Origin of the sequence: Ferrovibrio sp. (assembly GCF_035304305.1) — a bacterium.
Taxonomy (GTDB): Bacteria; Pseudomonadota; Alphaproteobacteria; order Ferrovibrionales; family Ferrovibrionaceae; genus Ferrovibrio.
Window position 1 is genome coordinate 1 of sequence record NZ_DATGQG010000145.1, and the last position, 20,715, is coordinate 20,715.

A 20,715-nucleotide genomic window follows, 5' to 3' on the forward strand; every position below is an offset into this window, starting at 1 on the left:
GGCATCACCCGGCTCGACCCGGCGGCCGGGCCGGGGCCTGATCCAGACGACCATGCGGTCGCGCAGGCCCCGGATCGGCTGCGGCTGCAGGGCCACAAGGTCGCTGAGCGGTCCGGTATCGCCGCGGGTCTCCTCGCACAGCTTGTCGATGAAGGCCTGGCTGGCGCAGAGCTGCGTGTTGAGCGTGCGCGTCATCTGCTCCAGGCGGTGGGCGACGTTCACGGTTTCGCCGATCAGGGCGTATTCGAGTCGGCTCTCATCGCCGATATTGCCCAGCGTCAACGGTCCGTAGTGCAGGCCGACGGCGAGAGTCAGGGGCGTCTGCCGCAGCAGGCTGCGCTGGCGGTTCAGCAGTTCCATTTCCTGCAGCATGCAGCGCGCGGCGAGCAGGGCGGCGGAGGCGTCGCGCGGGCCTGGCTCCGGCGTGCCGAAGGACGCCATCACGCCATCACCGAGATACTTGTCCAGCGTGCCGTTATTCTCCGCCACGGCCTTCGCCAGGCAGCGGTGGACGCTGCGTAGCAGCGTCACCGTCTGCTCCGGTGTCAGATCGTCCGAGATCTGGGTAAAGCCGACGAGGTCGGCGAACAGCACGACGGCGTCGAGCCGTTTCACCTGGCCGAGCGCCTCGTCCATCTGTGACAGCGTCTCGGCGATATGGGGCGAGAAATGCCGCGACAGGTTGCGCCGGGCGCGCTCGGTTTCCACCTGGCGTGCAACGAGATGGCGGAACCGCGTGACCGCCACGGCCATGATCGCTCCCACCATGCCGATCAGGACCAGCCGCGGCAGCAACTCGCCCGGGCGGATATTCCAGGGGTCAAGCAGATATGCGAGCCGTTCTTCGGTCGTCTGGTTGGCGACATTCGCCAGATTGGGAATGAAGGTCACGCCCGGCTGCATCGCCAGATACAGCGTGCCGGCGGTCCAGGCGACGATGGCGGCGCCCGTGGTGAGCATCACCGTCTTTGCCGACTGGCCCAGTCCGGACAGGACGACAAACACCAGAACGTACAGAATCGTATCGAAGCCAAGCCGCATGGGCGGCGGTACGGGATGCGGGTCGAACGGATTGGGCAGCACGATCGCGGCGACCAGAACCATCATGTCGATGAGCGGGAAAACCCACAGCATCCACTCCCGCTCGTAAAGCGGCTTGCGCAGCAGCAGCTGCAGATAGCCGGACAAGGCAAGGACCGCGATATAGCCATAATAGTTGAAGGAAAGCGGCCAGCGCAGTTCCAGCGTCACGAGAACGGCCACGGCGGCACAGACGGCGAAACGCAGCCAGATGGCCAGCCGCAATGCCTCGTATTCTTCCTCGCGGATGGCGGTCGTCAGCCGCTGGGTCGCGGCATCAGGCAGGCAATTCCGGCCCGCTCCGCAGACCCGTTCATGCAATCGCTGCCAGATGCCCATTGTCGTGTGCCAGAAGTTTCCTCTGGGGAGGAGGCTATCCGATCCGTTCCGGATGAACGAGGGGGCCCAGCCGTTACTTCGTCACAATCCGCTGATTTTTCGGGTCGCTCATTTCCAGATCGGCCGGCCGGAACCTGGCAGGCCGAGGCGGGGCCATTTCTCGGAGACGGTCCGGATGACCTCCGCATCCATCCGGATCTTCTCGCCCCATTCGCGCTTCGTCTCGGGCGGCCATTTGTTGGTCGCATCCAGGCCGATTTTGCTGCCCAGCCCGGATTCCGGCGAGGCAAAATCGAGATAGTCGATCGGGGTGTTTTCCACCAGCGTGATGTCGCGGGCCGGATCCATCCGCGTCGAGATCGCCCAGATCACGTCCTGCCAGTTGCGCGCATCGATGTCATCGTCCACGACGATGACCCATTTGGTGTACATGAACTGGCGCAGATATGACCAGACGCCGAGCATCACCCGTTTGGCATGGCCGGGATAGGCCTTCTTCATGCTGACCACGGCAACGCGGTAGGAGCAGCCTTCCGGCGGCAGCCAGAAATCGACGATTTCGGGGAACTGCTGCCGGATCAGGGGCACAAACACGTCGTTCAGCGCCTCGCCCAGAACGCTCGGTTCATCCGGCGGCCGGCCGGTGAAGGTACTGAGATAGATCGGATTCCGCCGCATGGTGATGGCGCTGACGGTGAAGACCGGGAACTGCTCCACCGAGTTGTAATAGCCCGTATGGTCGCCATAGGGACCTTCGTCGCGGTAGTCGTCCAGCGACACATGGCCCTCCAGCACGATCTCGGCTTCGGCCGGCACTTTCAGCGGCACCGTCTTGCAGTCGACCAGCTCGACCTTCCTGCCCCGCAGCAGGCCGGCAAACTGGTATTCCGACAATGTGTCCGGCACGGGCGTGACCGCGGCAAGGATGGTGCCGGGATCCGCCCCGATCACCACGGCGGCGGGGAAGGGCTCGGACTTGCCGGCCTGCTTCCACCGCGCATGCTGCTGGGCGCCGCCGCGGTGCTTCAGCCAGCGCATCAGGGTCTGGTTCTTGTTCAGCACCTGCATGCGGTAGATGCCGAGATTGAAGCGGTCGGTTTTCTCGGCTTTCGACGGACCCTGGGTTACCACCAGCGGCCAGGTGATCAGCGGCGCCGGCTCCCCCGGCCAGCAGGTCTGGATCGGCAGAGCGTTCAGGTCGATATCGTCGCCCTGCAGCACCACGTCATGCACCGGCCCGCTGCCGACGGTTTTCGGCTGCATCGCCATCACGGTCTTGAGCAGGGGCAGCATGCCCAGCGCCTCCCGGAAGCCGCCCGGCGGCTCCGGCTGGCGCAGGAAGGCCAGCGTCTCGCCGACCTCCTTCAGGCCAGCAGGCTCGCGGTCCATGCCGGCGGCGACGCGCTCCACCGTGCCGAACAGATTGACCAGAACCGGAATGTCGCTCGGCTTGCCATCGGCGCGGACCGGTTTCTCGAACAGGACGGCGGGGCCGCCTTCGGCGAGAAGGCGCGTCTGGATTTCCGTCATCTCGAGGACGGTCGATACCGGCTCGCTGACACGCACCAGCTGCCCGCGCGCTTCCAGCTGCGTCATGAAATCGCGAAGCGAGGCGAAAGGCATTCAGACGGTCTCCGGTTCCGAAGAGGGGGTGTGCGTCGCCAGATACAGGCCCGGCAGGACCAGGGCAGCGCCGATCCAATGGTAAAGGGCAAAGCGCTCGCCGAGAAGCAGCCAGGCCATGACGGCGGTATAAACCGGCGACAGGTAGAGCAGCAGGCCGGTGCGGCTCGGCCCGAGATGCTTGGTGATGTAGCTGTAGGTGGCGTAGGCGCCGACGCCCGGGACCAGCACCAGCGTCACCGCGGCGGCGATGGTGCGGATATCGAAGTCGGGCGGGCCCCGGGTTTCGAGCTCCCAGCCGAGGAAGGGCAGGAGGATGATGACGCCGGCCATGGCGATGGCCGTGAGGCGGGCATTGACGCCGAGGGGGCTGGGCCAGCGTTTCAGCAGCACGGTATAGAGCGCCCAGGAGAAGGCGGCGGCCAGCATGATGAGGTCGCCGATGCTGAAGCTGAGATCGAGGAGTGCGGCCGGATCGCCACGCAGGATGATGGCCAGAACCCCTGCCAGCGCCAGCGCCGTGCCCAGCGCCTGCCGACGGTTCAGGCGGTCGCCAAACATGGCGCGCGACAGCAGGATGATCATCACCGGCGAGATGGCATAGATCAGCCCGATATTGGTTGCGGTGGTGAAGGCCGCACCGTAATAGACGCCGGCACCGCAGATGCCCATGCCGAGAAAGCCCAGTACGGCGAGCTGCGGCCACTCCTTTTGCAGCGCCGCGCGGTGGCGCCAGAGTTCACTTGCGCAGAAGGGCAGCAGCACCAGCACGACGCCCAGCCAGCGCATGCCCGACAGCGCCACCGGCGGAATGAAATCGGCCGTCGCCCGCGCCAGCACCATGTTGGTGGTGAACAGCGCCGGCGTGACGAAAAGCAGGATCTGCGCGATGCGCTGGTCGCGTGCGGGGGCGGGAGGGTTCATCGCCGCGAGATTAGGCATGCCCCTCGGCCATGGCCAGAGCTTGACCCTGTTCCGGCAGGGCGGCTAAGTCGGTCCATGCGCCGTTTTCCCGACGAATTCGCCGATCTGCTGACCGCCAGGGGCCGGGCCTTGCTGGCGGGCCGGCATGCCTCTGCCGGTGCGCTGGCCAATCCTCGCTGCCGCTTCGTTGCCCTGGACGGGCTGGTCGATCCGCGGCGGGCGGCTTCCGTGGCCGGACTGCTGGATCGTGCGCTGCTGCCGCATCTGCGCGAGATGGCGCAGCCGATTCCGCCCGAGACGATCTGGGAGGAGACGCGCAATTACGCCGAAAGGCTGCCCAAGGTGATGCGCCAGCGTACGGCGCATCTCGACAATGTACGCTCGGCTGCCTATCGCGCCGCCGACGGGATCGGCCTGATCTCCATGCTGCGGTCGGAGAGCTACCGCGCCTTCGCCGCCGCCCTGGGCGGACGGGCGCTGAAACGCAGATACGGCCTGCAGGCCATCGCCTATGGTGCCGGCGATTATGCCGGGCCGCATACCGACCATCATCCGGAAGAGCCGGCCGCCGCGCGCGGCTATCTCGACCTGCATCTGAGTTTCTCGACCGCCGCCGTGCGCGACCAGTATCTGGTCTATGCCAGGGCCGGTCATTTCACCGAGATGCAGGAAGTGACGCGCAGCGGCCTCGTCACTGCCTACCGGTTGCCCTTCTGGCACTACACCACGCCGCTGCGGGCCAGGCCGAAGCAGGAGGATAAGGCGCGGCGCTGGGTGCTGCTCGGGACGTTCCTGTTCGCCCCGGAAAAGGCTCAGGGCGCCAGATAGCCTTGCGGCGGCGGGGGCGGCAGGGTGCCGCCCGCAGCCTTCACGGCGCGGATATAGGCGGCTTCGGACTTGTAGGGGCCGAACTTCTTGTATTCCGCCGGTGTGCAGGGGGTGAGCGCGCCGTTCGAGCCCGGCTTGATCTTGTAGTAGCGCCCGTCGCGATGCAGCACCGGGATGATCTTGCCCTGGCGGCTGAAGACCCGGCGCATGTTGGCCGAGTGGTCCTTCATCGTCTGGTACTCGTCCGGATCGAGTTTGAAGATGCGCTCGAAGGCGGCGATCATCTGCTGCACGAACTTCTGCTCCACCACCTGCAGGTTGGAGATGATCCAGCAGCGGTCTTCGAAATCCCAGTAATAGGTCAGCCCGATGAAATTCCCTGCCTTGTCGAGATAGGGGTAGAAGGGGAAGGAGCGGCAGGCGATGGTGCGGTTGTCACGCTCGCAGAAGGCGGCGCCCTTGCATTCGATGGCGCAGGCGCTGCTGGTCAGCTCCTTCACGATCTTGCGCGAGGCGGCGTCATTCGGCTTGTAGCGGAACCACAGGTCGGTGCGGGACTTCAGCAGCTCGAACTCCGCCTTGTCGACCACCGGAATGGCATTCTCGGTATCGCAGCAGATCGGGTTGCCCTTGTTCAGCGGCGCGCATTTCCGGCCGCAATCCACGAACGCCAGATTGGCGTTGTACTGCTCATAGAGACTGGCAAAGTCCTGCGGAGTGATTCGGGGCTTCTTCATGGCGGCGCACCATACGCGCAGCCATGCCGCTAGCCAAGCAGAAAGCCCGTGAAAACGATCAGACCGAGATCGCGGTTGGCGCGGAACTTGGTCAGGCAGTCGGCGCTGTCGTCAGGGCGCAGTGTCAGCACCTGCCAGGCGAAGTGCACGAAGGCGATGCCGAGGCAGACCCAGTAGGGCCAGCCCAGACCGGCCATCCAGCCCACCGCCGCCAGCCCGATCAGGGTCAGATCGTAGAATCCCGCGATCCAGAGCTGCGACCGGGCGCCGAAGAGCCGCGCCGTGGATTTCACGCCGATCAGCGCGTCGTCTTCCTTGTCCTGCAGGGCATAGATGGTGTCGTAGCCGAGCGTCCAGGCGATGCCGGCGGCGTAGAGCACGATGGCGGTCCAGTCCAGAAAACCGGCAATGGCGGCATAGCCGAGCACGGCGCCCCAGTTGAAGGCGAGTCCGAGGAAAAACTGCGGCCACCAGGTAATCCGCTTCATGAAGGGGTAGATGGCGACCAGCAGCAGGGACGCGACTCCCAGCAGAATGGCCAGCCGGTTCATCTGGATCAGGATGACGAAGCCGATCAGCGACTGCACGACGAGCCAGATCCAGGCCTGCCGGACGGTGACCTGGCCGGCGGGAATCGGCCGCAGCCGGGTGCGCTCGACACGGCCGTCGAAATCGCGGTCGGCAATGTCGTTGAAGGTACATCCCGCACCGCGCATGACGATGGCGCCGATGCCGAACAGCAGCAGCATGAGATAGTCGAGCGCTTGGCCGTCCGGCCGCGCCAGGGCGATGGCCCACCAGCCCGGCAGCAGCAGCAGCCAGGTCCCGATCGGCCGGTCCAGCCGCGAGAGCCGCGCATAGGGCTGCCAGCCGGGCGGCAGCCAGCGTGCCACCCAGTGGCCGCGGACGGCATCGGCTGGAATGGGGTCGGGGATCTCGGGTCTAGGCATTGTCCCGGAGCTTTGCCATAACGCTCCTGTAGTCCTTCCGATCTGCCGGTACAAGCATTCATGACCGCCATCAAGGCCCGCCTCTTCGTTCCCGACAGCCTGTCGACGGGCGAAGACATTCTGCTTGCCGCAGAGCAGGCCCATTACCTGCGCCATGTGCTCCGCCTCGGCGAGGGCGACCCGGTGGCGGTGTTCAACGGCCGCGACGGGGAATACCGCGCCACCATCGCGGCAGCCGGCAAGAAGGAATGCCGTCTGCGGGTCGAAGCGCAGCTGCGCGCCTTCCGGCCTGCCGGGGATATCTGGCTCTGTTTCGCGCCGATCCGGCAGGGTCGCATCGAGTTCATCGTCGAGAAAGCCACCGAGCTTGGCGTCGGTCGCCTTCTTCCGGTGCTGACCCGGCGCACGCAGGTGCAGAAGGTCAACGTCGAACGTCTCTCTGCCCATGCCCGCGAGGCAGCCGAGCAGAGCGAACGTCTGGATGTACCGGAGATTGCTGCCGCGGTGCCGCTGGAGAGACTGCTGGCGGAATGGCCTGCGGAGCGGCGCCTGTTCTTCTGCGCCGAACGGGCCGCGGCGGCACCGCTGCTGCAGGCGGCGCAGGAGCTGCCTGCAGACGCGCCCTGTGCGGTGATGATCGGGCCTGAGGGTGGTTTCGCCCCGGAGGAAACCGCGTTGGCGCAGCGTCACGGTGCCGTCATGGTGAGCCTGGGGCCGGGTATCCTGCGGGCCGAAACTGCTGCCGTCGCGGCACTGGCCATTTTACAGGCGGCCCGGCAGAATTAGGCAAAGGGTAGACAGGATCGCCGGCCTGCCCCATATGCCGTGAGCAGCCGTTCGGCCGCTTCCAGCACCTTGTAATGATAACAAGAATCACCCGAGGTTTTCATGTCCGGACCGGCCCAGGCCCCTGACACGCCGATCACGTCCAAGGCGCAGCTCGTCGAGTATCTTGCGCAGGGCTGCAAGCCGGAGAGCGAATGGCGTATCGGTACCGAGCATGAGAAATTCGCCTACAGCACATCCGACTTCCGGCCACTCCCCTATGAGGGTGAAGCGGGTATCCAGCGCCTGCTGATCGAGCTGCAGCGTTTCGGCTGGCAGCCGGTCAGCGAAGGCGGGAACGTCATCGCGCTGACCCTGGACAACCAGTCGGTGACACTGGAGCCCGGCGGGCAGTTCGAGCTTTCCGGCGCGCCGCTGGAAACCATCCATCAGACCTGCATCGAGGTCGGCACGCATCTCAAGCAGGTGCGGCAGATCGGTTCCGAACTCGGCTTCGCCATGATGGGAATGGGCTTCAATCCGAAATGGCGGCGCGAGGATATTCCCGTCATGCCGAAGGGCCGCTACGGCATCATGCGCGCCTATATGCCGAAGAAGGGCAGCCTTGGCCTCGACATGATGCTGCGCACCTGCACGGTCCAGGTAAATCTCGATTTCGCCACCGAGGCCGACATGGTGAAGAAGTTCCGTGTCGGTCTGGCGCTGCAGCCGATTGCCACGGCGCTGTTCGCCAACTCGCCGTTCACCGAAGGCCGGCCGAACGGCTTTCTGAGCTATCGCAGTCATATCTGGACCGATACCGATCCGGACCGCACCGGCATGCTGGGATTCGTCTTCGAGGATGGCATGGGCTTCGAGCGCTATGTCGACCATGCGCTCGATGTGCCGATGTATTTCGTCTATCGCGACGGCAAGTATATCGATGCCTCGGGTCAGAGCTTCCGCGACTTCATGGCCGGCAGGCTGCCGGCCTATCCCGGCCAGATTCCGACCCTGCGCGACTGGGCCGATCACATCACGACGCTGTTCCCCGAGGTGCGCCTGAAACGCTACCTCGAGATGCGCGGCGCCGATGGCGGGCCATGGTCGCGGATCTGCGCGCTGCCGGCCCTGTGGGTCGGCCTGCTCTACGACGGCGCCGCCCTGGATGCCGCATGGGATCTCTGTCGCGACTGGACGCCGGCCGAGCGGGAAAAGCTGCGCGCCGACGTGCCAAAATTCGGGCTGAGCACCGAACTGCGCGGACGGCCCCTCAGGCATTATGCCGACCAGATGGTGAAGATCGCGCTGAACGGCCTGAAGTCGCGCAGCCGCCTGTCGCCGGCCGGGGAGGATGAGTCACATTTCCTCGAGCCGCTGGTGCGCATCGTGGAGTCCGGCGAGACGCCGGCCGAAGGCCTGCTGAAGCTCTATCGCGGCCGCTGGAATAAATCGGTCGATCCGGCCTTCACCGAACTGGCTTACTGAGCCAGGCCTGCAGCCTTTCCGGGTCGTAGAGAGAGAAGGGCGCGTCCGCGAGCAGGGCGGCCGGTGGATTCTCGACAGCACGGCGCAGCCGGTCCAGCGCTTCCCGTGCAGCCGGCCATTCTCCGGCTTCAGCCAGCCGTCCGATCTGCGCCAGCTGGCGTGACCAGTCTTCCAGCATCGCACGGCTGCTGCCGAGACGCGCATCGGTAAAGCGTTCATGGATAAACCCGAGCTGACCGCGGATCATCTGAACCACGTCTGACGTGACGGCACCGTCTTCCTCCGCGAGAGGCACGGACAGGGTTTTCAGATGGCGCCGTATGTCCGCCAGATCATCGGAGAGTGTGACCAGGCGATCCGGTTCGCCGCTCGGGCGCAGCTTTTCCAGATAGGCGGAGAGGGCATCCAGCAGCAGAGGAGAGGGCTCGTCGCCGGCGAATTCGACGACGATCACCCGCCGGGTGAAGTCCCGTAGCGGGATCGCCTGGCGGTCCTGCCCCAGACGATCCTTTGCGGCTACGCCGCGCAGACTCGGGATGGGCAGCGGATTGTCCCGGTCGTCTTCGCCGCGCAGATTCCAGAAGGCATGGGTCACGTCGACGCGGCCGGGCCTGTCCGAAAGGCCGGGAATGAAGAAGGCCGCATTCACATGGCCATTACTATGGCAGGCCTGGCAGGAGAGGCCGGCCTTGCGCGCGGTGCCGCCGAGGATGTCGGGTGAGCGGAAGGCCAGCCGGCCGAGTTCGGTATAGAAATTCTGCGCCTCGCCGCCATCGAGGATTTCCACCGGACGGGTGGTCAGGCTTGCCGCTGACAAGCTGCCCGGCGGCAGCCATTCCAGCGCGCCGTGCAGCGACTGCGCCTGCAGTGGAGCCGGGACCGACAGGCCGGCAGCGGCGAGAAACAGGGCCGCCGCGGCTGCGATCCTCGTCATGGGGCTGCCTAGTCGCGGTGGAAGGGCAGTCCGTGGTCCATTTCGCGGGCGGGCTGCTCGCATTCGCAGTTGCCGACGATCTTCGCCGGCACGCCGGCCGCCGTGCAATGCGGCGGCACCGGGATCAGCACCACGCTGCCGGCGCCGATCTTGGCCCCTTCGCCAATCTCGATATTGCCGAGGATCTTGGCGCCGGCACCGATCAGTACGCCGCGGCGGATTTTCGGATGCCGGTCGCCGGTCTCCTTGCCGGTGCCGCCAAGAGTAACGTTCTGCAGCATGGAGACGTTGTCTTCCACCACGGCAGTCTCGCCGATCACCACGCCGGTGCCATGGTCGATCAGGATCCCGCGGCCGAATTTCGAGGCCGGATTGATGTCGACGGCGAAGACTTCCGAGCCGCGGCTCTGCAGCAGGAAGGCGAGGGTCTCGCGTTTCTGCTGCCACAGCCAGTGCGACACGCGATGGTTCTGGATCGCCTGGAAACCCTTGAAGAACAGCAGGGGCTTGAGAAAGCTGCGGCAGGCCGGGTCACGCTCGTTGACGGCCACGAGGTCGGCACGCACCGCATGGCCGAGATCGGGATCGGAAGCGAATGCCTCCTGGATCACCTCGCGCAGACCCAGCGGCGGCAGTTCGGCATTGCCGAGCTTCTGCGCCAGGATGTAGCTCAGCGCGTCTTCCAGCCGTTCGTGATGCAGCACGGCCGCATAGGCCATGCTGGCAAGCAGCGGTTCGTCACGGGCGATGGCGGCTGCCTCCTCACGGATGCGCTGCCAGACCGGGTCGTGCATCACCAGGTCCGCGGTGGTGTCCTTGCTTGCGGTGATCGCCATGGTTCCCCCTTGCGAAACCGTTGGTGTCCGTGCGTCAGTTTACGCTGCTTTGGCGGTGCCGCCCACCGTCAAACCATCGATCAGCAGGGTCGGCTGTCCGACACCGACCGGTACGCCCTGGCCCGACTTGCCGCAGGTGCCGATGCCGCTGTCGAGCTGCAGGTCGTTGCCCACCGCCCGGACCTTCTTGAGCACTTCGGCTCCGGCACCAATCAGCGTGGCGCCCTTGATCGGCGCGCCGACCTTGCCGTTCTCCACCATGTAGGCCTCGGTGCAGGAGAAGACGAACTTGCCCGAGGTGATGTCGACCTGCCCGCCGCCGAAATTGACGGCATAGATGCCCTTCTTCACGCCGGCGAGGATCTCCTGCGGATCGCGGTCGCCTCCCAGCATGTAAGTGTTCGTCATGCGTGGCAGCGGAGCATGGGCATGCGACTCGCGACGCCCGTTGCCCGTCGGCTTCATGCCCATCAGGCGGGCATTCATGCGGTCCTGCATGAAGCCGGTCAGGATGCCGTCCTCGATGAGCGGCGTGCATTCGGTCGGGGTGCCTTCGTCATCCACGGTCAGTGAGCCGCGGCGGCGATCGAGCGTGCCGTCATCCACGATGGTGACGCCTTTGGCTGCCACCTGCTGGCCCATCAGGCCGGAGAAAACCGACGTCTTCTTGCGGTTGAAGTCGCCTTCCAGGCCATGCCCGATCGCCTCGTGGAGCAGGATACCCGGCCAGCCCGGACCAAGCACGACGGTCATCTCGCCGGCCGGAGCGGGAACGGACTCAAGATTGACCAGCGCCTGGCGCAGGGCATCGTCCACCTCGGCCTGCCAGTGGGCGGGATCGAAGAAGCGGGCGTAGCCGACGCGGCCGCCGGCGCCGCGGTTGCCGCTCTCCATCCGGTCGCCCTGACCGGCCACGACGGACACGTTCAGCCGCACCAGCGGGCGCACATCCTGGACCAGGGTGCCGTCGGCGCGCAGGATCGCGACGGTCTGCCAGGAGCCGGCCAGCGACGCGGAAACCTGGCGGACCCGCGGGTCCTTCGCCCGGGCGTAGGCATCGATGTCCTGCAGCAGCTTCACCTTCTGCTCGAAGGGAATCTCGTTCAGCGGATTGTCGTCGCCATAGAGATGGCGGTTGGTCGCCACCGGCGCCTCGCTCATCACGCCGCCATGGCCGGCCCGCACCGCGCGCACCGTCGTGGCGGCACGACGGATCGCTTCCTCGCTCAGGTCCGAGGCGTGGGCATAGCCGGTCTGCTCGCCGGAGACGGCCCGCAGGCCAAAGCCCTGGCTGGTGTCGAAGCTGGCGGCCTTCAGGCGGCCGTCGTCGAAGCTGAAGCTCTCCGACTGGCAGTATTCGAGGAAGAGTTCGCCGTCATCGGCCCCATGCAGCGCATCGGCCACGATGGTCTGGAGGCGGCTGCGGTCCAGCCCGGCCCGGGTGAAGAACAGTTCCTGCGCGGCGGAGGCTCCGGCCATCTCGATCCTCATCTGAACGACTAAAAGGGGCCGGTTGCGACCTCCGGCCAAGGGGTTCGTCTGCTGCAATATGGCGTGGCCTCGGGAGAAATACAGTCCCCGGAGTGTCTAATGCCGCCGGTCGCCCGGCAGTTTTTCCGGCCGCGGCACCTGCCTGGTCCCCCTGCGGTCGCTCTGCCGCAGCAGTTCCGCCATTTTCTCGGCGGGTACCGGCTTGCTGATCAGGTAGCCCTGCAATTCGCTGCAGCCGGCACCACGCAGGAATTCCCGCTGGGCTGCCGTCTCCACGCCCTCCGCGACGACGGGAAGCTCGAGACCGTTCGCCATACCGATCATCGCTCGGACCAGGGCAATGTCCTTCTCGTTGCCGGGCAGGTCGGCGATGAAGGCGCGGTCCAGCTTGATCTTGCGGATCGGCAGCCGCTGGATGTAGCTCAGACTGGAATAGCCGGTGCCGAAGTCATCCAGCGCTGCATCGACGCCGATCTCGGCCAGCTCCCGGATCGCCGCGACCGTGGCTTCCATGTTCTGGATCGCTGCCTGCTCGGTGATCTCGATGCCGAAGAAGGGGATCAGATCCGGCTCTTCCGCCTGGAGGCTGCGGAAATAGGCCGGCAGATCGTCGCGGACGAACTGTTGCCCCGAGACGTTCACGAAGACGCGGCGCGGCGCGACGCCGTCCCGGCGCCACTGGCGCAGCTGTTCGGCGACCTGCGCGAAGACCCAGCGGGTGATCGGAATGATGCTGCCGGTCTCCTCAGCCAGCGGAATGAACTCCGACGGTGGGATCGGGCCGAGTTCGGGATGGCGCCAGCGCAGCAGCGCTTCCATGGCGCAGATCGCGCCGCTCGCCGTCTCGACGACGGGCTGGTAGACGATGTGGAACTCGTCGTTTGCCACGGCGGCATCCAGATTCATCGTCAGCCGCAGCCGCCGCTCGGCGGCGCGGGTCATTTCCGGGCTGTAGAACCGCGTCGAATCGCCGCCGGCGGCCCGGACCAGTTTCATGGCCAGTTCCGCCTTGGCGAGGGAGTCGCTGATCTTCTCGGCCGGATCGTCGATGATCGCCGCACCCATGCTGAGCTTCAGCGGCACGACGCGGCCATCGGCGGGGAGCGGCCGGGTCAGCTGGGCATGCAGCGTCTGCGCCAGGTTCAGGGCGGTGTTGAGGTCGCTGACAGCGGCGAGGGCGGCGAACTGGTCGGCGGCGATGCGGCCGACCAGCGCCTCGCGCGGCAGCGTCTCCGCCAGCCGGTCGGCGGTGCTCTTCAGCACGGCATCACCGATGTGATAGCCGAAGCCTTCGTTGATATCCCGGAAATTGTCGACATCGAGGTTGAACAGGACCCACAGCCCGCCATCCAGCCGATGCTGCGCGCCCAGCATGCGCTCGGTCTCGGCGATGAAGCTGCTGCGGTTGAGGATGCCCGTCAGCGGATCGTTACGGCTGGCGAATTCGGCGCGCAGCTCCACGTCGCGGCGGTCAGAAATATCCCGGATGATGCCGATGAAGCCCGAGCTCTCGCCGTTGTCGAAGGCGCCGACGCTGATATGGATGGGGAAGATTTCGCCCGACTTCTTCCGGCCCAGCGTGTCACGGCCGAGGCCGAGGATTTTCGCCCGCGTGGTCGAAAGGAAATTGTGGATGTAGGAATCGTGGCCGGAGCGGAACGGCTCGGGCATGAGGATATTCACATTCTGTCCGACCAGCTCGGCAGCCTGATAGCCGAAGATCGCCGCGCCGGTTTCGCTGATCGACGTGATCGTGCCTTCGCTGTCGATGCGCACCACGCCTTCGCCCATGGCGTCGAGCAGCGTCCGCAGGGTGGCGCCGATGCTGGCGCTTTTCTCGGCCGCGCCGGCGGCTTTCGCCGGCTTCGGCGCATCGGTCCGCGGCGCCGGCCGGGCCGGTGCGGGTTCGGGCAGCGGCGGCGTCCACTCCTGGTCGGCATCCGACAGCAGACGCCAGTGCGGGAATGTGATCTGCGCCTGCGTGCCGGCGCCGACGGTGCTGCTGATGCTGAGCGTGCCGCCATGCAGTTCCATGAGGCGCTTGCTGATCGACAGGCCGAGCCCGGTACCGCCGTGCTGGCGGGCGACTTCCGCCTTGGCAAGCTGGAACGGCTCGAAAATCTGTTCCAGCCGCTCCGGGGGGATGCCGCTGCCGGTGTCCACCACGGTCAGCGAGGGGCTGCCGTCCGGCAGCTGCCGGTACACCACGTCGATGGTGCCGCCGCTCGGCGTGAACTTCACCGCGTTGCCCAGCAGGTTGATCAGCACCTGCTTGACCACGCGTTCATCGGCGCGCAGCTGCGGCAGGGTATCCGGCGACAGGTTGCGCAGGGCGATGCCGCCGCGTTCCGCCTGGGGGCGCACCATGGTCAGCGCCGACTCGATGATCGCCGAAAGATCGACGGCTTTCTCGTCCAGGGCGTAATAGCCGGCCTCGATGCGCGACATGTCGAGAATGTCGCCGATCAGCGCCAGCAGATGCGTGCCGGAGGCGTTGATGTCGCGGGCGTAGTCAACATAGCGCGGGATGCCGACCGAGCCGAACATCTGGTCTCGGATGATTTCCGAGAAGCCGATGATGGCGTTGAGCGGCGTGCGCAGTTCGTGGCTCATGTTGGCGAGGAACTGGCTTTTCGCCCGGCTCGCTTCCTCGGCCTGCCGCAGGGCGGCCTCGATGCGGCGCTGCTGCCGGTACTGTTCGGTGATGTCGCGGCCCGAGCCGCGATAGCCCATGAAGCGGCCTTCCGAATCGAAAACCGGCTTGCCGTTGATCTCGATCCACAGCTCGCTGCCGGTCACCATGGTGCAGTAGCGGAAGCCGCGGAACGGTTCATGCCGGTCCAGGCTGCGGCGATGCTCTTCCCAGAACTGGATGTCACCCTCGTCGCTCTGCACCGCGATGTCCCAGCGGCAGCGGCCCAGCGAGCCGCTGCGCATGGCGGCGGAATGGGGCGAGGAGGATTCGGAAATCCAGGTGAAGCGGTGCTCGGCGTCGGTTTCCCAGAACCAGTCGGATGCCAGCTCGGCGAAATCGCGCAGCTTGTATTCGGCCACCTGCAGCGCCGCCTGGTGCATCTTTTCCGGCGTGCTGGCTTCGGCGATCACGACGAGGCCCGAGACGGCGTTGTCGCCATTGCGGATCGGCGCCACGGTGAGGCCCTGGCAAATCCAGCCGTTGGCCCAGCGGATCAGGGTACTGCTGACCTCGCGGCGGCCCTCGCGGCGGACCGAATCGAGCAGGGGGCGGAGCTTCTCGGCCTCGCCCAGTGCAAAGCCGACCGAGAAGGCCTGGCCGGCCAGTTCGTCCGCGCTCATCTCCGTCAGCGCGGCATAGGCTGCATTGCAGCACACGTAATAGTAGTTATCTGTCCGGCTATATTCAACCGAAAAGGCGGGCCGATCCAGCCAGTCCAGGATTTCCTGGGCCAGTTTCCTCTGTAGCTGATCGAGCATGCCGAGACCCCCTCAGGGCAGATTAGGGGCCGGACCGGCACGGTGCAAGGGCAAGGCAAATCAAGGGGTAAGTTGAAATTCGCTTACCTCCCTTCGGAGCGACAAATCGTCGCACAACCGTGTCGCGCTGGGCGGGTGGCAGGCTGAGGTGTATGTTCGGCGCGCACAGAGCCGAGGCTCTGTCCCGAGTTATCAGCGAGGGTATTGAACAATGGGGTGGAATTGGTTTGAGAGCGCCCGTTTTCCGGCGCTCCGCTCAGCCGTAACAGCCGTCATCGGCGCAGGTCTGGTCTTGCTCATGGGCGCCGAAGCGATGGCGCAGTCCCTCGGGGGTCAGCCGACTCCGTGGAAGCTCGGCATGCAGGACGGGGTCACGCCGGTCTGGACCGACATGTCGAATTTCCATGATCTGCTGATGTGGATCATTACCCTGATCTCGGGCTTCGTGCTCGTGCTGCTGGTCTACGTCATGGTGCGCTTCCGCGCCGCGGCGAATCCGGCCCCGTCGAAGACCTCACACAACACGCTGGTCGAGGTGATCTGGACGGTGGTGCCGATCCTGATCCTGATCGTCATCGCGGTGCCGTCCTTCAAGCTGCTGTACTTCGCCGACAAGACCCATGATTCGGAGCTGACCATCAAGGCGATCGGCAAGCAGTGGTACTGGTCCTACGAATACCCCGACAACGGCAACTTCACCTTCGACGCCACGATGACCGCCGACGCCGATCTCAAGCCGGGCCAGCCGCGCCTGCTCGAGACCGACAACGCCGTCGTGGTGCCGGTGAACACCAATATCCGCCTGCTGGTCACCGCCGCCGACGTCATCCATGCCTGGGCCATCCCGGCCTTCGGCGTGAAGAAGGACGCCGTCCCGGGCCGCACCAACGAGACCTGGTTCCGCGCCGAGCGCGAAGGCGTCTACTACGGCCAGTGCTCGGAACTCTGCGGCGCCAATCACGCCTTCATGCCGATCAAGGTGGAGGTCGTCTCCAAGGAGGCCTACGCCAAGTGGGTCGAGGAGGCGCAGCAGAAATTCGCAACCGTTGACGGCCCGTCGCCGCGTCTCGCCGACGCCCGCGCAGCCCAGTAACGCACGATTCAAGGAGTAGGGAACGCCATGGCCCACGCCGCGACCCACGAGCATCACGATCATCCAACCGGCTGGCGCCGGTACGTCTACTCGACCAACCACAAAGACATCGGCACGATGTATCTCATCTTCGCCGTGGTCGCCGGCCTGATCGGCGGCCTGTTCTCGGTGTTGATGCGTGCCGAGCTGATGAATCCCGGCGACGGCATTCTCGGCGGCGACCATCACCTGTTCAACGTGCTGGTCACCAACCACGGCCTGATCATGATCTTCTTCATGGTCATGCCGGCGATGATCGGCGGTTTCGGCAACTGGTTCGTGCCGCTGATGATCGGCGCGCCGGACATGGCCTTCCCGCGCATGAACAACATCTCCTTCTGGCTGCTGGTTCCGGCTTTCGGCCTGCTGCTCATCTCGTCCTTCATGGAAGGGCCGGCGGGCGGCCTGGGCGCCGGCGGCGGCTGGACCATGTATCCGCCGCTCAGCTCGGATATCGGACATCCGGGGCCTGCGGTGGGTCTGGCCATCTTCGCCCTGCATATCGCCGGTGCGTCCTCGATCCTCGGCGCGATCAACTTCATCACCACCATCTTCAACATGCGTGCCCCGGGCATGACGCTGCACAAGATGCCGCTGTTCGCCTGGTCGGTGCTGGTCACGGCCTTCCTGCTGCTGATCTCGCTGCCCGTGCTGGCCGGCGGCATCACCATGCTGCTGACCGACCGCTACTTCGGCACCTCTTTCTTCAAGCCTGAGGGCGGCGGCGACCCGATCCTGTACCAGCACCTGTTCTGGTTCTTCGGTCACCCCGAGGTCTACATCCTGATCCTGCCGGGCTTCGGCATCATCAGCCAGGTGATCTCGACCTTCTCGCGCAAGCCGGTGTTCGGCTATCTCGGCATGGCCTACGCCATGGTCGCGATCGGCGTCGTCGGCTTCGTCGTCTGGGCGCATCACATGTACACGGTGGGCCTGGATGTCGACACCCGCGCCTACTTCACCGCCGCCACGATGGTGATTGCGGTGCCGACCGGCATCAAGATCTTCTCGTGGATCGCCACGATGTGGGGCGGCTCGATCCGCTTCACCGTGCCGATGCTGTTCGCCATCGGCTTCATCTTCCTGTTCACCATCGGCGGTGTGACGGGCGTGGTGCTGGCCAACGCCGGCATCGACACCTACCTGCACGACACCTATTACGTGGTGGCGCACTTTCACTACGTGCTGAGCCTGGGTGCGGTGTTCGCGATCTTCGCGGGCTTCTACTACTGGTTCGGCAAGATGTCGGGCTACGAGATCAGCGAGACGGCCGGCAAGATCCATTTCTGGACCACCTTCATCGGCGTCAACCTGCTGTTCTTCCCGATGCACTTCCTCGGCCTGCAGGGCATGCCGCGCCGCATCCCGGACTATCCGGATGCCTTCGCCGGCTGGAACTACGTCGCTTCGATCGGCGCCTATATCGCCTTCGCCTCGACGCTGTTCTTCGTCGGCACGGTGATCTGGGCTTTCATCCGCAAGAAGCAGGCGGCCGCCAATCCGTGGGGCGAGGGTGCCACGACGCTCGAGTGGACCCTGCCTTCGCCGCCGCCGTTCCACCAGTACGAGAAGCTGCCGGTCATCAAGTAAGACCGCAGACTCGGGAGTAAGTCGTTGTCTGACGCCAGTTATACAGGTCAGGGTCACGGGGCCGGCGTCGCCGGCCTCGATGGCGCTTACGCCAAGTCCGGCGAGGCGCGGCCATCCGACTACATCGCGCTGCTCAAGCCGCGCGTGATGTCGCTGGTCGTCTTCACCGGACTGGTCGGCATGGCACTGGCGCCGGGCAGCCTGCATCCCACGCTGGCGGCGACGGCGCTGCTCTGCATCGCGATCGGCGCCGGCGCGTCGGGCGCGATCAACATGTGGTACGACGCCGATATCGATGCCGTGATGACGCGCACGCAGAAGCGTCCGATCCCCCAGGGCCGGGTGACCCGCGAGGAAGCGCTCGGCTTCGGCTCGGTGCTGGCAATCGGTTCGGTCCTGGTGATGGGGCTGGCGGTGAACTGGGTGGCGGCTGCCATTCTGGCGCTGACCATCGGCTTCTATGTCTTCATCTACACGATGTGGCTGAAGCGCCGCACGCCGCAGAACATCGTCATCGGCGGCGCTGCCGGTGCCTTCCCGCCGATGATCGGCTGGGCAGCGATCAGCGGCGACCTCAGCCTGCTGCCGGTGCTGCTGTTCGCCATCATCTTCATGTGGACGCCGCCGCATTTCTGGGCGCTGGCGCTCTTCCGGTCCGACGACTACGCCCGTGCCGGCGTGCCGATGCTGCCGGTCGTGGCGGGCGAGCGCGAAACGCGTCGCCAGATCCTGATCTACAGCCTGCTGCTGGTGCCGCTCACCCTCAGCCCCTATGCCCTCGACCTCGCCGGCCCGCTCTATGGCCTCGGCACGGCGCTGCTCGGTGCCTTCTTCCTTGTGCTGGCGTTCCGCATCTGGCGTGGCCGCGACGACCGGGCGCCTAAGCACATGTTCGCGTATTCGATTCTGTATCTCTTCCTGCTTTTCGCCCTGCTGCTGGCCGAGCGCGGGCTCGGCTGGGGAGCGTGACGGCCATGGCCGGACGCGACGAAGACAAGCGCCGCCGCGCGCGCAACATCGCGCTCGCCCTGGCTCTGGGCGGCCTTGTCGTGCTGTTTTACCTGATCACCCTCGCGCGGATGGGAGGAGGGGGCCAGTGAGTCTGCCGGCTGCAGAGCGTAATCGTCGCAATCGCCGCGTGGCGCTGACCTGCGCCGTCATGGTCGTTGGCATGACCGGTCTCGCCTTCGCGTCGGCGCCGCTCTACGACCTGTTCTGCCGCGTTACCGGCTTCAGCGGCACGCCGCTGCGCGCCGAAAGCCTGCCGGCCTCGCTGCAGGCCGCCGAGCGCACCATCACCGTCCGCTTCAACGCCGATATCGCGCCGGGCATGCCGTGGAAGTTCCAGCCGGTGCAGCGCGAGGTGAAGGTGCGGCCCGGCGAGGAGATGCTGATTTTCTACAAGGCCAGCAACCCGACGGGCGAAGCGGTTGCCGGGCAGGCGAGCTTCAACGTCACGCCCGAGAAGGCCGGCCAGTATTTCAACAAGATCGCCTGCTTCTGCTTCGAGGAGCAGATGCTGGAAGCCGGCCAGTCGGTGGACATGCCGGTCTCGTTCTTCGTCGATCCCGAGATCCTGACCAATCCGACGACCCGGGATGTCCGCACCATCACCTTGAGTTATACCTTCTTCCGCAAGCCGGAAGAGGTCAAACGGGTTTCCGACCGCGGCGGTGCCGCCGCGACGGTGAACTGAATGCAAACCTTGCGTAACTAGGGGGTTCGTAACCATGGCTGCCAGCAGCGCGCGCAATCACGATTATCATCTCGTCGATCCAAGCCCGTGGCCCTTCGTCGGCTCGATGGGCGCCTTCGCGCTCGCGATCGGTGCCGTGGCCGCCTTCCATGGCGCCAGCTACTGGTGGATCGCGCCGGGCCTGCTGGTCGTGCTCTACACCATGGCCAGCTGGTGGCGCGATGTGATCCGTGAAGCTGAGCATGAAGGCCATCACACACCGGTGGTGCAGATCCACCTGCGCTACGGCATGGTGATGTTCATCGCCTCCGAGGTGATGTTCTTCGTCGCCTGGTTCTGGGCCTATTTCAACGCCGCCTTCTATCCGACCGAGGCGATCAACCATCAATGGCCGCCGGCCACGATTGAGACCTTCAATCCGTGGGAGCTGCCCTTCATCAATACCCTGATCCTGCTGCTCTCGGGCACCACGGTCACGTGGGCGCACCATGCGCTGCAGCATGGCGACCGCAAGGGACTGATCCGCGGCCTGACGCTGACGGTGATCCTCGGCGTGCTGTTCACCGCCTGCCAGGCCTTCGAATACAGCCACGCCGCCTTCGGTTTCACCGACGGCATCTATGCTTCCACCTTCTACATGGCGACCGGCTTCCACGGCTTCCACGTCATCGTCGGCACCATCTTCCTGCTGGTCTGCCTGATCCGCGCCGTGAAAGGCCATTTCAAGCCGGACCATCATTTCGGCTTCGAGGCTGCGGCCTGGTACTGGCATTTCGTCGACGTGGTCTGGCTCTTCCTGTTCGCCGCCATCTACTGGTGGGGTTCGGGTCCGGCCCATTGAGGACGTCT

At 65.6% G+C, this 20,715-nt stretch carries 18 protein-coding genes; 9 read left to right on the plus strand and 9 right to left on the minus strand.

What is annotated here, in order from left to right; all coding sequences use genetic code 11:
* From VKZ87_RS15725 to VKZ87_RS15735, 3 genes are all read right to left on the minus strand, one after another.
* The coding region (locus VKZ87_RS15725) for an adenylate/guanylate cyclase domain-containing protein (RefSeq protein ID WP_324222211.1) at positions 1-1,419 on the minus strand (1,419 nt) is incomplete at its 3' end.
* A gap of 108 nt (positions 1,420-1,527) precedes the next feature.
* On the minus strand, positions 1,528-3,042 hold the full coding sequence (locus VKZ87_RS15730) for a UbiD family decarboxylase (protein WP_324222212.1): 1,515 nt from the start codon (positions 3,040-3,042) through the stop codon (positions 1,528-1,530).
* Positions 3,043-3,984 carry a DMT family transporter gene (locus tag VKZ87_RS15735; RefSeq protein WP_324222213.1) on the minus strand — a complete coding sequence of 314 codons (942 nt, stop codon included), beginning with the start codon at positions 3,982-3,984 and terminating at the stop codon, positions 3,043-3,045.
* Between the two features lie 57 nt (positions 3,985-4,041).
* Between VKZ87_RS15735 and VKZ87_RS15740 the strand changes: the two genes are divergently transcribed.
* The gene (locus tag VKZ87_RS15740) at positions 4,042-4,794 is read left to right on the plus strand and encodes a hypothetical protein (protein ID WP_324222214.1); all 753 of its coding nucleotides are present in this window, start codon (positions 4,042-4,044) and stop codon (positions 4,792-4,794) included.
* Here VKZ87_RS15740 and VKZ87_RS15745 read toward each other — a convergent pair.
* Both VKZ87_RS15745 and ubiA read right to left on the minus strand, forming a co-directional pair.
* Positions 4,779-5,531 carry a hypothetical protein gene (locus VKZ87_RS15745; RefSeq protein ID WP_324222215.1) on the minus strand — a complete coding sequence of 251 codons (753 nt, stop codon included), beginning with the start codon at positions 5,529-5,531 and terminating at the stop codon, positions 4,779-4,781. The two genes, VKZ87_RS15740 and VKZ87_RS15745, sit on opposite strands and share 16 nt — an antisense overlap.
* Positions 5,532-5,560: 29 nt before the next feature.
* Complete coding sequence (gene ubiA, locus VKZ87_RS15750; RefSeq protein ID WP_324222216.1) at positions 5,561-6,481, minus strand: 4-hydroxybenzoate octaprenyltransferase; 921 nt, start codon at positions 6,479-6,481, stop codon at positions 5,561-5,563.
* Between the two features lie 60 nt (positions 6,482-6,541).
* Between ubiA and VKZ87_RS15755 the strand changes: the two genes are divergently transcribed.
* Together VKZ87_RS15755 and VKZ87_RS15760 are read left to right on the plus strand one after the other, a co-directional pair.
* Positions 6,542-7,267: a 16S rRNA (uracil(1498)-N(3))-methyltransferase gene (locus VKZ87_RS15755; RefSeq protein ID WP_324222217.1), complete on the plus strand. Its 726-nt coding sequence runs from the start codon at positions 6,542-6,544 to the stop codon at positions 7,265-7,267.
* A 102-nt stretch (positions 7,268-7,369) separates the two neighbouring features.
* Entirely contained in the window at positions 7,370-8,734 is a 1,365-nt protein-coding gene (locus VKZ87_RS15760; protein WP_324222218.1) for a glutamate--cysteine ligase, read from the plus strand.
* On the opposite strand, the gene VKZ87_RS15765 is transcribed toward VKZ87_RS15760, so the two are convergent.
* From VKZ87_RS15765 to VKZ87_RS15780, 4 genes are all read right to left on the minus strand, one after another.
* Positions 8,715-9,668, minus strand: a complete 954-nt coding sequence (locus VKZ87_RS15765; protein ID WP_324222219.1) for a hypothetical protein — start codon at positions 9,666-9,668, stop codon at positions 8,715-8,717. The genes VKZ87_RS15760 and VKZ87_RS15765 overlap by 20 nt on opposite strands.
* 8 nt (positions 9,669-9,676) lie before the next feature.
* Complete coding sequence (gene cysE, locus VKZ87_RS15770; protein ID WP_324222220.1) at positions 9,677-10,504, minus strand: serine O-acetyltransferase; 828 nt, start codon at positions 10,502-10,504, stop codon at positions 9,677-9,679.
* A gap of 39 nt (positions 10,505-10,543) precedes the next feature.
* Positions 10,544-11,983 (minus strand): metalloprotease TldD, encoded by a 1,440-nt coding sequence (gene tldD, locus VKZ87_RS15775; RefSeq protein WP_324222221.1) that lies wholly within the window; start codon positions 11,981-11,983, stop codon positions 10,544-10,546.
* A 108-nt stretch (positions 11,984-12,091) separates the two neighbouring features.
* Positions 12,092-15,448: an EAL domain-containing protein gene (locus VKZ87_RS15780; protein ID WP_324222222.1), complete on the minus strand. Its 3,357-nt coding sequence runs from the start codon at positions 15,446-15,448 to the stop codon at positions 12,092-12,094.
* A gap of 313 nt (positions 15,449-15,761) precedes the next feature.
* On the opposite strand from VKZ87_RS15780, the gene coxB reads away from it, so the two are divergent.
* Genes coxB through VKZ87_RS15810 form a run of 6 tightly spaced genes read left to right on the plus strand, consistent with a single transcriptional unit; the run spans position 15,762 to position 20,707 of the window.
* Complete coding sequence (gene coxB, locus VKZ87_RS15785) at positions 15,762-16,541, plus strand: cytochrome c oxidase subunit II (RefSeq protein WP_324222223.1); 780 nt, start codon at positions 15,762-15,764, stop codon at positions 16,539-16,541.
* Between the two features lie 27 nt (positions 16,542-16,568).
* Positions 16,569-18,170, plus strand: coding sequence for a cytochrome c oxidase subunit I (gene ctaD / locus VKZ87_RS15790; protein ID WP_324222224.1), 1,602 nt, complete (start codon positions 16,569-16,571; stop codon positions 18,168-18,170).
* 24 nt (positions 18,171-18,194) lie between these two features.
* Complete coding sequence (locus tag VKZ87_RS15795; protein ID WP_324222225.1) at positions 18,195-19,139, plus strand: heme o synthase; 945 nt, start codon at positions 18,195-18,197, stop codon at positions 19,137-19,139.
* 5 nt (positions 19,140-19,144) lie between these two features.
* Positions 19,145-19,270 carry a hypothetical protein gene (locus VKZ87_RS15800; protein WP_324222226.1) on the plus strand — a complete coding sequence of 42 codons (126 nt, stop codon included), beginning with the start codon at positions 19,145-19,147 and terminating at the stop codon, positions 19,268-19,270.
* Positions 19,267-19,866, plus strand: coding sequence for a cytochrome c oxidase assembly protein (locus VKZ87_RS15805; protein ID WP_324222227.1), 600 nt, complete (start codon positions 19,267-19,269; stop codon positions 19,864-19,866). The genes VKZ87_RS15800 and VKZ87_RS15805 overlap by 4 nt, the downstream gene beginning before the upstream one ends.
* 34 nt (positions 19,867-19,900) lie before the next feature.
* Positions 19,901-20,707: a cytochrome c oxidase subunit 3 gene (locus tag VKZ87_RS15810; RefSeq protein WP_324222228.1), complete on the plus strand. Its 807-nt coding sequence runs from the start codon at positions 19,901-19,903 to the stop codon at positions 20,705-20,707.
* Positions 20,708-20,715 lie beyond the last annotated feature (8 nt).

Bases quoted from the DNA above. Each gene is read 5' to 3' on its own strand.
- VKZ87_RS15730 (WP_324222212.1), bottom strand. From the start codon at position 3,042: ATGCCTTTCGCCTCGCTTCGCGATTTCATGACGCAGCTGGAAGCGCGC.
- VKZ87_RS15735 (WP_324222213.1), bottom strand. From the start codon at position 3,984: ATGCCTAATCTCGCGGCGATGAACCCTCCCGCCCCCGCACGCGACCAG.
- VKZ87_RS15740 (WP_324222214.1), top strand. From the start codon at position 4,042: ATGCGCCGTTTTCCCGACGAATTCGCCGATCTGCTGACCGCCAGGGGC.
- VKZ87_RS15745 (WP_324222215.1), bottom strand. From the start codon at position 5,531: ATGAAGAAGCCCCGAATCACTCCGCAGGACTTTGCCAGTCTCTATGAG.
- ubiA (WP_324222216.1), bottom strand. From the start codon at position 6,481: ATGCCTAGACCCGAGATCCCCGACCCCATTCCAGCCGATGCCGTCCGC.
- VKZ87_RS15755 (WP_324222217.1), top strand. From the start codon at position 6,542: ATGACCGCCATCAAGGCCCGCCTCTTCGTTCCCGACAGCCTGTCGACG.
- VKZ87_RS15760 (WP_324222218.1), top strand. From the start codon at position 7,370: ATGTCCGGACCGGCCCAGGCCCCTGACACGCCGATCACGTCCAAGGCG.
- VKZ87_RS15765 (WP_324222219.1), bottom strand. From the start codon at position 9,668: ATGACGAGGATCGCAGCCGCGGCGGCCCTGTTTCTCGCCGCTGCCGGC.
- cysE (WP_324222220.1), bottom strand. From the start codon at position 10,504: ATGGCGATCACCGCAAGCAAGGACACCACCGCGGACCTGGTGATGCAC.
- tldD (WP_324222221.1), bottom strand. From the start codon at position 11,983: ATGGCCGGAGCCTCCGCCGCGCAGGAACTGTTCTTCACCCGGGCCGGG.
- VKZ87_RS15780 (WP_324222222.1), bottom strand. From the start codon at position 15,448: ATGCTCGATCAGCTACAGAGGAAACTGGCCCAGGAAATCCTGGACTGG.
- coxB (WP_324222223.1), top strand. From the start codon at position 15,762: ATGGCGCAGTCCCTCGGGGGTCAGCCGACTCCGTGGAAGCTCGGCATG.
- ctaD (WP_324222224.1), top strand. From the start codon at position 16,569: ATGGCCCACGCCGCGACCCACGAGCATCACGATCATCCAACCGGCTGG.
- VKZ87_RS15800 (WP_324222226.1), top strand. From the start codon at position 19,145: ATGGCCGGACGCGACGAAGACAAGCGCCGCCGCGCGCGCAACATCGCG.
- VKZ87_RS15810 (WP_324222228.1), top strand. From the start codon at position 19,901: ATGGCTGCCAGCAGCGCGCGCAATCACGATTATCATCTCGTCGATCCA.